The following is a 13,970-nucleotide window of genomic DNA, read 5'->3' as shown; positions in this document are numbered from 1 at the left end:
TCAACGCTTAATAATTAGAAAGTAATATTTACGCCGCCCATCCAGATCCTCGGTTGGGGCATCACCGCGTAATCCACACCCTGGATCAGCTCTGCTGCGTCAGCAGATACTTCAGGATCCAGTCCTGAGTACTTGGTGAAGGTCAGCAGGTTCTGTCCGGCCACATACAGGCGGAGGTTGCTCATGCCCAGTTTATTGGAAATGGTCTTGGGCAGGGTATAACCGATGTTCAGGTTCTTGAGCCTCAGGTAGCTGCCATCTTCAATATGCCTTGACGGGCGAAGATTGCTGTTGTAGTTTATCCGGGCCATCCTCGGAACGTCGGTAACGTCACCGGGTTTCTGCCAACGGTCAAGCTGCTGTGACGAATATCCGGTGGTTCTTTCGCCACCGTGCTCGTAGAAGAACCTGTTATAATTGAAGATCTCGTTGCCAACACTGAACTGGAAGAAGGCAGTGAGGTCGAAGTTCTTGTAACGCAGATCGTTGGTAAGACCGCCGATGAAGTCAGGCCATGCGTTGCCGACAATGAACCTGTCTACGTTCGGATCGAATACGTCATCAGTGCCAGTGTTCCAGATGGCGTTACCGGTCTGGGGATCGACGCCGATCTGCTCATGCGCCCAGAAAGAATATAACGGGAAACCTTCCTGTACCCTGATATAATCGCGGGTAAACTGCGGGAACGGCGCAGCGATCTTCTTCACCAAATTCTTGTTTTGAGAGATGTTGAAGCCAATATCCCAGGTCAATGATTCCTTGGCAATAGCGGATGCTTTCACGGCAAGCTCCACACCTTTGTTCTCCATTTCGCCGTAGTTCTGTACCAGCACGTTGTAACCGGTAGAGCGGGGAACAGGAACGTTCAGCAACAGGTCTTTCGTCTGTTTATTGTAGTAATCGAACGTCACACGAACTTTGTCTTCGAACAGGCCGAGGTCAAAGCCGATATCGAACTGGCTGGTGGTCTCCCATTTCAGGTCGGGGTTCGCCAGCTGGATCGGGTTAAAGCCGGGGAAATCACCATAAGCAGCAGCCTGCGTTGTGGTGTTGATAGGCACAGTGCCACCACCGCCAACGAGTCCGCCGCGCTGACCACCCCACAAGCCTCTTGATGCAAAGTTGGCAATACCGCTTTGGTTACCAGTAACACCGTAGCTCACACGCAGTTTCAATTCAGATACCGCGTTTACATCATCCATAAACTGTTCGTTAGACATTACCCATCCTGCGGAAGCAGAAGGGAAGAAGCCCCAGCGGTTGTTAGCACCGAAACGTGACGATCCGTCGTAACGCATGTTGGTGGTGAAGAGGTACTTGTCAGCGTAGTTATAGTTGATCCTTCCGAAAAGCGAAGCGATACCCCACTGGGTCATATCCGCCCTTGACGTGGTGATCGCCGCCGAGCTGATCTTGGTGAAATTATCGCCAGGATACTGCTGACCTGTGGCCACTACTTGCGTATTGGTGTTTTTCTGAAGTGTATTACCGAGCAGGAAGTTGAACTTGTGCTTTCCTGAACGCTCGAACTGGTAAGAAAGGATGTTCTCGTTGATCCAGTTCAGATCCTGCGTAACGCTCGAAGAACCGCTGCCGTTCACGCCACCACCTGTAGTGGTTTTTGAATTGCTGTACTGGTCTTCTGTAACATAGTTGTTATCTAAGCTCCAGCTTGTTTTGAAGATAAGACCCGGCGTGATCTCCCAATCGGCAAATATGTTACCAATGAGGCGATCGGTCACCATCTTATATTGAGTTTCCTTCACTACAGCAACCGGGTTTTCAAAAACAGGTCTCTTGTAAGTAACACCATCCGCCTCGTAGATGGGAATATTGGAAGGATAGAAGAATGCATTGGTGAGCGCACCGTTGATGTTGTTACCATTCTGAACACGGTTACGCACCGTGGTGGAATAGAAGATGCTGGTACCCAGCTTGATCTTGTCAGACACCATGAAGTCGAGGTTTGCCCTGCCCGAAGTCCTTTCAAAGTTGGTGGGCTTGATCAAACCTTCCTGCTTGTAGCGGTTGCCCGATACAAGGTATTTTACCTTTTCAGTTCCGCCAGATACGTTGGCATCGAGGTTGAAGAGCGCACCATCCTGGAAGATCTGGTCCATCCAGTTGGTATCGATAGCATCATCAGGATTCGCATAAGGCGCTGTGAAGCCTGCCAGCGATCCGCTGTGTGTATCCATATAATTGTTGGCCGCAGCTTCATTCTGCAGTTTTTCAAACGTAGGGCCGTCAACCCTCAGATCGTTGGGATCTCTCCAGGCTGTGCTGGTACCCGCATAGGTATTGATGGAGATCTTCGGACGGGAAGTAGCACCTCTTTTAGTGGTGATCAGGATCACGCCGTTGGCAGCCCTGGCTCCATAAATGGCAGTTGCTGACGCATCCTTCAGGATCTCGATCGACTCGATATCCGCGGGATTCAGGTCAGCAATAGGAGAGGTAGCCTGGCCGAAGGTGGTCCGTGCAAGGTTGGCGCTTACGATCGGAATACCATCTATAACATAGAGTGGATCAGAGCTGGCGTTGATAGAGGTACTTCCCCTCACGCGTACCAGGGCTCCTGTGCCCGGCTCACCTGAGTTGGCGCTTACCAACACACCCGCGGCCCTTCCCTGGATCAGCTGTGATGTGTTCGGGGTAGGCACATCGCGGATCTCGGCAGCACTCACTTTGGAGATGGCGCTCGTCAATGTGCGCCTGTCCTGCTCACCGTAACCTACCACGATAACTTCTCCCAGCTGCTGGATGTCATCTTCGAGAGAAACATCGATCACGGTCTGGTTACCGACCTCAACTTCCTTGGTAGCAAAACCAATGAACGAGAATATCAGCACTGCATTCTCTTGCGTAAACTTTACTGTATACGTTCCGTCGGATGCCGTTGTGGTACCCATGGTTGTACCTTTTATTGTAACATTTACACCTGGCAACGACTCATTGTCCGAAAACGACCGGACCGTTCCCGTTACCGTCTTCTCCTGGCCCCATCCGACGCGGGCCATAAAGAACATCGCGAAAATCAAGAGTACATACTTTTGCATAACTTTTTTAACATGTGGGTTAGTGAATAAACAGAAGGTAAAACTAAGGCGGAAAGAATATATTCATTTGTGACTATCGGTTTAAAAATACAAGCGAAATGTATTTAAGCCGGACGAAAGGAAATCGCTTTTTGAAGCCCTTTGCCACTATGAAGCCTGTTAGAGTCTTTAAAAAAGAAAAAAAGCACCAGGCATTCCGTTAGAAGTGTACAAAACCGCGAAGATCATTACATGCGCGCGAGTCGATGTAAGTTTTTCGTCAGCTATTACACATTTTTTATCACGTCATATACGGGAGTGGCTTGGCGTAGCCTTGTACTGGTATATGGTTGAGTTGAAAGTCCACGGTCCACAGTCGACAGTCCACGGCGAGCCCCGCGTACCTTCCTATTCCGTATTTCGTTCCTCATACTTTTTAAATAGGTGGAAGCTCCGAATGCAACACCACCCCCGTCTGTGGTCCGTGGTCTGTGGACCGTCGACTCTTAAAAATACCTCTCCAGCGTAAGCCCGAAATTGATCAGCAGGTTTTCGCGACGCGTGAGGTTCAGCTTGTTATAGGTCACCGAGGTAGTGAAGCTCAGCCAGCGCATGAGCCTGACGGAAATGTTTGTATTGGACCTGACGATATAATCGTGGCCGTTATCCAGCGCATGCTGCACGAAATCAGTACCATCGATCGTTACCGCTTTGCCGACGAGGAACCGGAACTTGAGACGGAAGGAATTGCGAAAGGTCTCATACCGGTTATTGCCTGTCTCGGCATTGTTATGCAGGTCGCTCTTTTCATAAAGGATGCCATCACTGATCACTACCACGGCATTGGTTCTGTCAATAATATTATAACCGATGCCGAACCCTGACTGTAGCCGGTGGTTGATCTTCAGCGAAAAGCTCCGCTCATAACTTGCCAGTCCCCAGTAATAGAAACGTTCTGTTTGAAACAGGTTGAAGTCGAGCGCCGAAGTCAGGTCGCGGTTGGAGAGCTTGCCCTGCTGTTCGCCGTAGACCAGTCCATGCGTGGTGTTCAGCGAATGACTCTTCTTATATAAGGAGAACTTGAAATTGTTGTTGAGCACGTAAGCGCTACGGTCGTTGGTCTTGTTGATAATGCCGGTGGAGCTGAAATTCACATAATAGTTGGTGGTATCATTGAACTGGGCATAGGAGGGCCCGAAGCAGGCCATGATTCCCAAGAGCAAACATAATTTCAGCCGGTGCATGAGGCGCTTACAGGAAAAAATTGTGCCTCACGCTTTTCCGTGCCGGCATCTTTTATTTCCTATTTTTGATAAAACTTAACGAATGAACAAGCACTTCAAGCCGAATGAACGGGAGCTGGTGAAGGTGGCAACCTTCTTCAAGAAACAAAGCCGCAAGCTGATCGGCGAAGGGAAGCTCGGCAAGGAGCATGCAAAAGTGGAAGAAGCCGTAGACCGTTTTGTGGAGCAGATGGAACACCATGCCAATACAAGGGCCTCCATCCTCCAGGAGCGTGAATACCTGAACAAGCTGGTGAAAGACGATGCGGAGTGCCCCAACTGTCACAAGCGGGATATGCTGAAGCTCATCGGCACGGAGAAGAACGAGAAAGGATGGAAGAGCAACCGCTACCGCTGCAGGAGGTGCAACATCGAGTTTACCTGGAACCGGCCCAACAATCCATGGGATATGCTGCGGTATATCGAAGAAGTTCTCCAGGTGCTGCAGCTGAAACAAGGCGACGCTTCTGTTTCAGACGCGGAAAAAGAACAGATGGCCACGGCGATTCAAAATATGCAGGCCAACTTCAACAAGCTCAAACCCGTAATCGATGCCCACGAGCAGGAATATAACAACCTGCTCACGCGCGATTCAGAAATGGAAAAGCTGATCCATGAGTTCAAGAACTCCCTGCTGATTGAAAAGATCAAGATGGATACCTGGGAGAATAAGAATAAATAGTCCACGGTCGATGGTCCACAGTCCACGGTTAGACCCGTGCGTCACAGCGAATGAGACGGCCATCCACTGTTAACGCAGGGTCAATAAACCGAGGCAACCCGCTCCTGCCGTGGACTGTCGACTGTGGTCCGTGGACTTTGTTCCATTCTTGCATTCAAAAGCTGAACGGCATGCCAGGTTCCGGGCAACACCGAGAACAGTGTTACGCCCGTCAATATTACCCAGGCGGGAGCCATCGTGTTTGCCAATGCCTCCACAACGAGCACGATCAATATGATTGCCATCGCGAGGATGACAGATACTATTTTGTGTGAAAAACCAAACGATAAGAACAGGTGATGAAGGTGTGTTTTGTCTGCTTTGAAAGGAGAAGTACCCCGCATCAGGCGGGCTATGTAAACCCGCAGTGAATCCAACACCGGCACAAAAAACACACTGCTGATGAGGAGCATGGTCTTTGTCTGAACTGCGATGGCTTGCCCTTCGGCGAGGTTCAGCAGACGGATCGCGGAAACCACCAGGATAAACCCGAGCGAGAGCGCGCCGGCATCTCCCATGAATACTTTGCTGCCAGTACCGCTGAAGTTGTGACGCAGAAAACCGGTCACGGCACCTGCCACGGCAAACATCAGCAGCATCACTTCTGTGGCGTGCAGGTACCAGGCGATGGCAGCCAACACGGCAGCCGTGATCAGCACCAGACTTCCCAACAAGCCGTCAATACCATCCATGAGATTATAAGCGTTCACTACACCGGTGATCACCACCACGGTAATGACATATTGCATGGTCACCGGTATCTCACCGATGCCAAGAATTCCATACAGAGATTCGATGCGAATGCCTGCCGACGCAACGATGTAGGCACACGCGGCTTGAATGAGCAGGCGGTAAATGGGCCTGATACCTGACTTGTCATCCCAGGCGCCGGCCACCAGCATGACAACTGCGGCCAGCAGCACAGAAACGTTCTCTGCCGCCCCTTGCAACGAAACACCACAAAGTGCCAGCACCAGGGCAATGGTCATAAAAACCGAAATGCCACCCACGAGGGGTATCGGTGTATGGTGCAGTTTGCGGTGATTCGGCTTGTCTACCAGCCCAAACCGGTTGGCAAAGCTTCTCATGAATGGGATCCCTACGGCGGCAAAGGCCAGCGCGGTGAATCCAGGGGTGATGTAAATGATGATCGTTTCCACGCCAGGTATAAGGCGATTCGCATGCCGGACCGGGAAACCTTGATTTTGAGCTATTTTAAGCGGCTGGAGAGGCTTGAAATTTCCCGATCTGAGATTTTTTCCCGGAACCGGCAACAAAGAACCTGTGTTATGTACCTGAAAAAGTATCCTATATTTGCGAGGGGTTTCCCAATGCCTGATGCCCAGTTTCCCAATGCCATTCTTCCCGTTTTGTCAACTCCAGAAAACATGATGTTGCTCACCGTATCCAGTATCTCTAAGCTGGGAGAAGGAGATCATGTGCTAAAGGATGTGAGCTTTTCGCTGCAGCGACATCAGCGGATTGCCATTGCAGGGGAGACCGGTTCCGGAAAAAGCACGTTGCTGAAGATCATCGCGGGATTGATCCAGCCCGACACCGGTGAAGTAAGACTGCATGACGAACGTGTACTGGGCCCTGCTGAAAAACTGGTCCCCGGCCATCCCGACATCGCCTATCTTTCGCAGCATTTCGAGCTGCCGCAGTTCCTGAGAGTCGAGCAGGCGCTGGATTACGCCAATGTGTTATCTGACGATAGTGCGAGCACACTGTACGAGGTTTGCCGCATCGGCCACCTGCTCAGGCGCAGAACCGATCAGCTGTCGGGCGGAGAACGTCAGCGCGTGGCCATTGCGCGCCTGCTGATCGCTTCACCCTCTTTGTTATTGCTGGACGAACCGTTTTCGAACCTGGATGTGGCGCACAAGCAGCTGCTGAAAACCGTGATCGAAGATATCGGTGCCAGCCTGAAGATCACCTGTATGCTGGTTTCGCACGATCCCGCCGATACATTGTCATGGGCGGATCACATCCTGGTGATGAAGGCGGGCAGGGTGGTGCAACAGGGGAGTCCTGCGGAGGTGTACAGCCAGCCCGTTGATGCTTACACGGCAGGACTGTTCGGAAAATATAACCTGATCGATCCGGCTTCATCCCGGCAGATTTTTGAGCTCGCAGGAATCAAGGCGAACGGAAAAAGTATGTTGATCCGTCCAGAGCATTTTAAGATCACGCAACAGGGAGCCAATACGCTGACAGGAAAAGTGTCACAGGTGAACTTCTTCGGTGGATACTACGAGCTGGAAGTAGCACTACCCCACGGCAACATCACCCTGAGAAAAACAACCGGCGACACCATCCCCAAAGGCGAAACCATTCACATCACCTTCGATCCCGCCAACGCCTGGCTTATTTGACCTTACACCTGCACCCTTCCCCCAGTCCCTTCTCCTGACTCCTGGCTCCTGGCTTCTGACTTCTAGCTAACTACTCCTCCTTACTACTTACTTCTTACTCCTTACTTCTATTTTAAACTCCTATCTTTGAGTCACCCAAAAAAGAGTCACACTCAAAAAATGGATATCATCACCCGCCTGAAGCAGAGTCTTGAAGACGATTATTTTTCCAAAGCGGAGAAAAATGAGCTCTGGCTTGAGCTCGAAGCGCAGCCCATGGATGCCGAAGCGCTGAGCCACCTGCGCAGCAAGGTCTACGAGCTGGCCTACGAGAAGGCTACTGCCAGCAACTACGCGCTGGTGATGCAATGGGTGAAGGATGCCAGCAACCTGCTGCAGGCGAAGTCGACGCCGCACGCCGAAGCATTCTTCAGTCCCGGTGAAACATGCCGTCATGCCATCATCGGGCAGATCAACGGCGCCATACATCAGCTGAAGATCTGTGTATTCACCATCAGCGACGATCAGATCACAAGGGCTATTATGGCTGCCCATACGCGGGGCGTTGCCCTGAAGATCATCACCGACAACGACAAGTCATTCGACGTTGGATCGGACATCCACCAACTGGCCCAGGCAGGCATCGCCGTAAAAACCGACGTATCGAGCAATCACATGCATCATAAATTTATGGTGGCCGACGAGCGCAGCCTGATCACCGGAAGCTACAACTGGACCAGCAGCGCAGCCCGTTTCAACTACGAAAATATCCTGCTGACCCATGAGGTTGGTGTGGTGAGGTCGTTCTCTAAAGAGTTTGAGAGGTTGTGGAGGGAGACGGAGGCGTACCTGAATTAGTTGCCAGTTGCCGGTTAGGGGAGTATCAAGTTTAAAGTTTAAGGTTTCAGGTTTCAAGTTTTAAAGTTGTCATCAACGTTTTGAGTCGAAGCACAGTGGTGAATGGTGCACTGCCCCAACTGGCAACCGGTAACTGGCAACCGGCAACCATCAGATGAGTTTCAGCAGCACAGTATCCTTCTCAATAATCGCCTTCAGTTTCGAAGTCAGCGCTCTGTATCTCGCAACCACTTTCTTCCCTGTCTCAGTGAGCTCTGCGCCGCCACCGCTTTCGCCACCTTTGTGCGAGACCACAAATGGTTTTTTGCCCCGTGTGTTCAGCTCGTCAATGATGTCCCAGGCTTTTTTGTAAGACATGCCCATTTTTTTTGCTGCCTTGGCAATGGAGCCTTCTTCGCTAATGAGCTCGAGCAGCTCAGCGGGTCCGGGCCCGAAGAACTTGGTGCCGTCAATATCGATCCAGCAGCGAAAGCGTATCTCTTTTTTTCTCATGTATATAAAGAAAAACTGCCGGCATGAGATTTCCAAGCGCTTTTGCCCCAATTACCTGGATGCAGATCTCATGTACTATTATTGTCAGCTCCGGTGTCAAAACTTTATAGGAAAAACCTAATTTCGCCGCATGAGAAAAATTTTACTATTGGTTGTAGCCTCCGTCGCTTTTTGGAGCGCGAAGGCCCAGGTCAGCTTTAAGATCAAGGGGGGAGCAAATCTTAACGGGATGGCGGAGAAGCCTTTCGACCTCCCCGACGCAAAAGAAAGGTCAGCTTTCAGCGGAAAAAAAATGACCAACATCGGCTTCCATGCAGGCGCAGCCGCGAATATAAAAGTAGCAGGCAGGTTTGGGTTTCAACCCGAGCTGGTCCTTTTTCAGCGGGGCATTTACCAGGACAAGATCCGCGTAAATGTCAACTATCTGGACCTGCCATTGCTGGCCGATGTTTCACTGCATAAAAAAATAAACGTCCAGTTCGGGCCGGTGCTCTCTTATGTGCTATGGGCCAGGGGTTATTCGTATGTGAAAGGCAAGCGAGCTGATGTCACCGATGGTATAGAGCCCTTCAACGTGGGCGTTACAGGCGGGCTTGTCTTCGATGTTACTGAAAAGATCGCTGTCTATGCACACTACTATAACAGTTTTCTGTATACCTGGGATGTATCCTATCGCGACGAAAACAACCTGCCCAGGGGCGGAGTAGAGTTTTATAACCGGAACATTTCGCTGGGAGTAGCTTATCAGCTCAACTAGTAATAAGGGGGGAATTCTTCATCTCCTCTGCATTTCTATTGGCATTTCAAATTGAAAGTTCAGGGTGCTCCATCGGAGCCTTGTTCTGAGCGCACGTCATTGGGGCGAAGCCGGGTGTGATGGCTTGAATGAGCCACGTGATCACGTTGTGTTTTGGAAGGCGATACGAGTATATGGTCGGTTAGGAGTGGTTGTTAGAAAGTAATTGACACTTGGGATATTATTTTTCAACGCTGATAGCTTAAATTCAGGGTGTCAACCATAAATCCATAAGTCATGAAATCTATCGCCGTTATTTGTTGCCTTGTGATTTTTGCATTTGCTGCTTCGGCGCAAACCAAGCTGAAGGCCGGAGACAAAGCACCTGATTTTTCGGGAAAGGACCAGGACGGAAACCTGGTGAGCCTGCAGCAGTACAAGGGTAAAAAAGTGATCCTTTATTTTTATCCGAAAGATAATACACCGGGCTGCACGACACAGGCCTGTAACCTGAGAGACAACAAAGACCTGCTGGCAAAAGAAGGTTATGAGGTGCTGGGTGTAAGCACCGATGACGAAGCCTCGCACAAGGATTTCAGGGCAAAGTATTCGCTTCCGTTTCCCCTGATCGCCGATACAGATAAATCGATCAATCAGAAATACGGCGTATGGGTGGAGAAGGAACGCGATGGCAAAAAATTCTTTGGTACCGCAAGAACAACCTTTATCATCGACGAGAAGGGCATGATCACCGAAGTGATCGATAAAGTTGAAACGAAGGATCACACCAACCAGATCCTGAAGCTCTAACCTGATGGCATTAGCTGCGAGCTTTAAGCTGCGAGCCACGAGATCGTGCTCTTGTCTGGCAGCCCGAAGCTCATAGCTCAAAGCTTTGATCACTGCTTTCTCGAAGCCTCATCCACCTTGGCGCCATGCTCATGCACGATCATCTTCGTCACTTTTCCGTTGCTGGTCACAAACTCGAACTGCAGGTCGCGCTCTTTCAAAAAAAATATTCTTTCCGTTTCTGCATACAGCGTGGTTTGCGAATTGGATGTTTCCATTTTCAACGTACCGCCGTCGGCAACAACCGTGACCACGCCGGCCTGTGCCGACTCGTATTTGCCGGCATATTGCTTGAGCTGGGAAGGAGAAACGGAGATCTCCTTCCGGGTATTCCTGTAAGGTGCTGGTCCATGATCATAGCTCAGGATGCGTGACATCTTCCAGGTGTTGTTCTTGAACTGCCATACGTGGGTGAACTTTGCCAGCCCGTCAAGGAATTCTTTCTTTCCTTTTTCGTTAATGTAAAAAACGTGCTCGCCGGAGAGTATGGCGCCATAGTTATTCAGGGGGAACACCTTTACGCTGCCCGCCACTGCTTCCCTTCTCAGCCTGAAATTCTCATTGCCACACAACCCTTTCCTGACGGCGTCCACCATGCTTGTTTTCGTTGAGGTAAGCCCGTTTTTGTCGTGGTAGAACTCAACGTCATCAGTGAAAAATGCCGCCATGCCATCAACATCGCAGGTATTGTATGCCTTCCAGAAGAGACTGTCCAGGTGAAGGATGGTGCGGTTCAGATCGCCGGACTGCGCCAGCGCTGAGCCTGTTATTCCCAAGCATAGAGAAAGGAATGTAACGGTGAAAGTGTTGAATTTCATTGGATGGATTTTTAAAAGTGAAACACTACACCACTTTGATGCCATAAAATAAAACCGGGGTTACAAGCGCGCCTGACGATATTCACGTGCTTTGTTGTTCATTGCTGAACATCGTCATTTACAGAATTGAACGATGGGCAATGATGGAACTGAGTTCCACGGACTATCAATGAGCTCCGATCAAAAAAATAAAGGCGCGGAAATAACTCCGCGCCAATTGTCATTCGATAACGTTTCGAAACATGAGTAGACACGCTAACTCAAGGCTCACAGCTCACACCTCACAGCTCCCTTCGTTACTGATCTTTCAACGACGTTACCGGGTTGGAGGTGGCGGCTTTCAGCGAATGGTAGCTCACCGTGCCGAGCGCCACCAGTATGGCAGCAACAGCCGCGTACAGGAATACCAGCCATCCGAAGCCGACACTGTAAGCAAATCCCTGCAACCATTTGTTCATCACAAAATACGCTATGGGACTCGCCAGCGCCATGCCGAGCAGCACGAGCTTCAGAAAATCTTTCGACATCATCACCATGATGTTCGATACAGAGGCACCCATTACCTTGCGAATGGCAACAGCCTTCCGGGTTTGTTCCATGGTGAACGAGGCCAGGCCGAACAAGCCCAGGCACGAAATAAAGATCGCAAGACCTGAAAAGATGCTGAACAGCTGGCCGAGGCGCACTTCCTGGTCGAACAGCGCGTCGAAGCTTTCGTCGAGGAACTGGTATTCGAACCGGTGCTGGGGCACTATCTTTTTCCAGGTTTGCTGCACGGCGTCAACGGTGGCTGTAAGATCGGCAGACCTGACCTTCAGCGCCATGAAGCGACCCTCGTACGCACGTTCGAGGTACATCACCAGCGGGTCGATGGTCTCGTGCAGGTCTTTGAAATGAAAATCTTCGATCACGCCGATCACTTTGCCGGGATCTTTTTCGGGCGCACCGAAGTCCATGAGCTTGCCCACCGCTTCATCGGGTTTCCACCCGAAGTGTTTCGCAGCGGTCTCATTGATCACAAACTCACGACCGAATCGTTGCGTGCCTTCCTGGAAATACCTTCCGTGTTTCATGCGCATGCCCAGGGTTTCTACTAGGTCTTCGTCGCCACTGAAAACATATACGTTGGCAGCAATGTTGTCTTTGACACCTTCGTACCAGATGCCTGTAGTGCGCACCATCTTACCGGGCACTTCCAGGAAACGGGTTACGCTCTGCACGCCGGCAATACGTTTCATTTCGTTCTTTACGGAGGCATCGCCAATGCTGTCACCGGGTAGCTTCAGCACCAGGGTCTGCTCACGGTCGAAGCCCATGTCTTTGGTGCGCATGTATTGGAGTTGATCGTACACCACATAAGTTCCCACCATGATCACGAATGCGATGGCGAACTGGAATACCACCAGCGCCTTGCGCAACCGTTGTCCGCTGAGGTTGCCGATAAAGCTTCCTTTCAATATAACGGAAGGTTTGAAGGTGGAGAGCACAAAGGCAGGATACAGCCCCGCGCACAGCCCCACGAACAGGGTAACCCCAAGGAAGATCACCACCACGGTGCCATTCTCCAGCGGGTTTATCGTAATGTGTTTGCCCGAAATGGCATTGAACTGCGGCACGATGAGCACCAGCAGAAAGGCGGCTACCACCAGCGCAATGAAGCTGATCAGCACAGATTCGCTCAGGAACTGGAACACGAGCTGTGATTTTTTGCTGCCCACCACTTTTCTCACACCCACCTCGCGGGCACGCTTCAGCGATTGTGCGGTGGTCATGTTCATAAAGTTGATGCAGGCAATGATCAGGATAAAGAAAGCGATGGCAGAAAGTATGTACACGGTATTCACATTGCCGTTGGCTTCGATCTCCAGGCCGCGGTTGGAGTAAAGGTGAATGCTGGTGAGGGGCTGGAGCCTGAGCACATTGGGAGTCTGGTCGGGTGTGAGTCCCTGATACTTGTCCAGGAAGGAGGAGATCTTCTGCGCAAAGGCAACATGGTCTGTGTTTTCAGGGAGCACCAGATAGGTGTAATGGTTGGTGAGGTATCCCCAGGCATCCTGCGCGTCGGGCCGCATCGGGTCGAAGCTCAGTGACGATGCCATCATGTTCAGGTGCACGTGCGAGTTGGAAGGCAACGGCTCGAAGACGCCAGTGATCACAAACTCACGGTTATCAGTTGCACGCGTCAGCGTTTTCCCGATAGGGTCTTCGTCGCCAAAGTAGGCGCGGGCACGTTCTTCCGTCAACACCATGGTATTGATCTTGGCCAGCGCGTTGGCAGGATTTCCTTTCACAAGCTTGATATCGAACACATCGAATACTGTGGAATCGGCATAAAAGAGACGCTCCTTGTGTTCTGTCATGGTGGCGGAGTTGCGGATGAAAAGCTCTACCGGCTTGATGCGCGCATACTGTGATACTTCAGGGAAATTGTCTTTTAATAATGCGCCCAGCGGAAAGGCCGAGATGGCCCAGTTATTGGCCTCGAGGTCTGTCGCAACCCGGTAGATCCGGTCTGCATGCCTGTTCTGGCGGTCATATCCCAGCTCGAACTGCACGAACAGGGTAATGAGGATACAGCAGGTCATGCCAATAGCCAGTCCGATAATATTGATAGTGGCGTGAAGCCTGTTGCGCTTCAGGTTTCTCAGCGCGGTCAGGAAGTAACTTTTAAGCATACGTATTGATTGAGGCTTTAGGTTAAAGACGGAGCTATCCAAGTCCTGTGCCATTGCGAAAAACACAGTATTTTCTCCGTTTTCACGGGCGTTTTGTGTTCACCCATGTACTTCTATGGTCGATTCCGGGCAGTAAGAATACCCCG

11 protein-coding genes are annotated in these 13,970 nt (G+C 50.8%); 5 read left to right on the top strand and 6 right to left on the bottom strand.

The window, feature by feature from the left end:
- Positions 1-14: 14 nt before the first annotated feature.
- Positions 15-3,059: a SusC/RagA family TonB-linked outer membrane protein gene (locus tag KK083_RS17810; RefSeq protein WP_254165508.1), complete on the bottom strand. Its 3,045-nt coding sequence runs from the start codon at positions 3,057-3,059 to the stop codon at positions 15-17.
- 485 nt (positions 3,060-3,544) lie between these two features.
- Positions 3,545-4,246 (bottom strand): DUF481 domain-containing protein, encoded by a 702-nt coding sequence (locus tag KK083_RS17805; protein WP_254165506.1) that lies wholly within the window; start codon positions 4,244-4,246, stop codon positions 3,545-3,547.
- A 118-nt stretch (positions 4,247-4,364) separates the two neighbouring features.
- On the opposite strand from KK083_RS17805, the gene KK083_RS17800 reads away from it, so the two are divergent.
- Positions 4,365-5,003 carry a hypothetical protein gene (locus KK083_RS17800; protein WP_254165503.1) on the top strand — a complete coding sequence of 213 codons (639 nt, stop codon included), beginning with the start codon at positions 4,365-4,367 and terminating at the stop codon, positions 5,001-5,003.
- Positions 5,004-5,083: 80 nt separating this feature from the next.
- On the opposite strand, the gene KK083_RS17795 is transcribed toward KK083_RS17800, so the two are convergent.
- The gene (locus KK083_RS17795) at positions 5,084-6,202 is read right to left on the bottom strand and encodes a glycosyltransferase family 4 protein (protein WP_254165501.1); all 1,119 of its coding nucleotides are present in this window, start codon (positions 6,200-6,202) and stop codon (positions 5,084-5,086) included.
- 228 nt (positions 6,203-6,430) lie between these two features.
- Between KK083_RS17795 and KK083_RS17790 the strand changes: the two genes are divergently transcribed.
- Both KK083_RS17790 and KK083_RS17785 read left to right on the top strand, forming a co-directional pair.
- Positions 6,431-7,417, top strand: coding sequence for an ABC transporter ATP-binding protein (locus tag KK083_RS17790; protein WP_254165499.1), 987 nt, complete (start codon positions 6,431-6,433; stop codon positions 7,415-7,417).
- 159 nt (positions 7,418-7,576) lie between these two features.
- Complete coding sequence (locus KK083_RS17785) at positions 7,577-8,254, top strand: phospholipase D-like domain-containing protein (RefSeq protein ID WP_254165497.1); 678 nt, start codon at positions 7,577-7,579, stop codon at positions 8,252-8,254.
- Positions 8,255-8,404: 150 nt separating this feature from the next.
- Here the strand turns inward: KK083_RS17785 and KK083_RS17780 are convergent, their stop codons facing one another.
- Positions 8,405-8,746, bottom strand: a complete 342-nt coding sequence (locus KK083_RS17780; RefSeq protein WP_254165495.1) for a winged helix-turn-helix domain-containing protein — start codon at positions 8,744-8,746, stop codon at positions 8,405-8,407.
- A gap of 130 nt (positions 8,747-8,876) precedes the next feature.
- On the opposite strand from KK083_RS17780, the gene KK083_RS17775 reads away from it, so the two are divergent.
- Together KK083_RS17775 and bcp are read left to right on the top strand one after the other, a co-directional pair.
- Positions 8,877-9,503 carry a porin family protein gene (locus KK083_RS17775; RefSeq protein ID WP_254165493.1) on the top strand — a complete coding sequence of 209 codons (627 nt, stop codon included), beginning with the start codon at positions 8,877-8,879 and terminating at the stop codon, positions 9,501-9,503.
- A 276-nt stretch (positions 9,504-9,779) separates the two neighbouring features.
- Positions 9,780-10,292 carry a thioredoxin-dependent thiol peroxidase gene (gene bcp / locus KK083_RS17770; protein WP_254165491.1) on the top strand — a complete coding sequence of 171 codons (513 nt, stop codon included), beginning with the start codon at positions 9,780-9,782 and terminating at the stop codon, positions 10,290-10,292.
- An 89-nt stretch (positions 10,293-10,381) separates the two neighbouring features.
- Here bcp and KK083_RS17765 read toward each other — a convergent pair whose 3' ends face one another.
- On the bottom strand, positions 10,382-11,149 hold the full coding sequence (locus KK083_RS17765; RefSeq protein ID WP_254165489.1) for a DUF4440 domain-containing protein: 768 nt from the start codon (positions 11,147-11,149) through the stop codon (positions 10,382-10,384).
- Between the two features lie 296 nt (positions 11,150-11,445).
- Entirely contained in the window at positions 11,446-13,824 is a 2,379-nt protein-coding gene (locus KK083_RS17760; protein WP_254165487.1) for an ABC transporter permease, read from the bottom strand.
- Between the last annotated feature and the right edge of the window lie 146 nt (positions 13,825-13,970).

It is taken from the genome of Chryseosolibacter histidinae (genome assembly GCF_018598225.1).
Lineage (GTDB): Bacteria > Bacteroidota > Bacteroidia > Cytophagales > Cyclobacteriaceae > Chryseosolibacter > Chryseosolibacter histidini.
The sequence above is the reverse complement of the archived record's forward strand: the minus strand, read 5'-3'. Positions and strand labels throughout refer to the sequence as shown.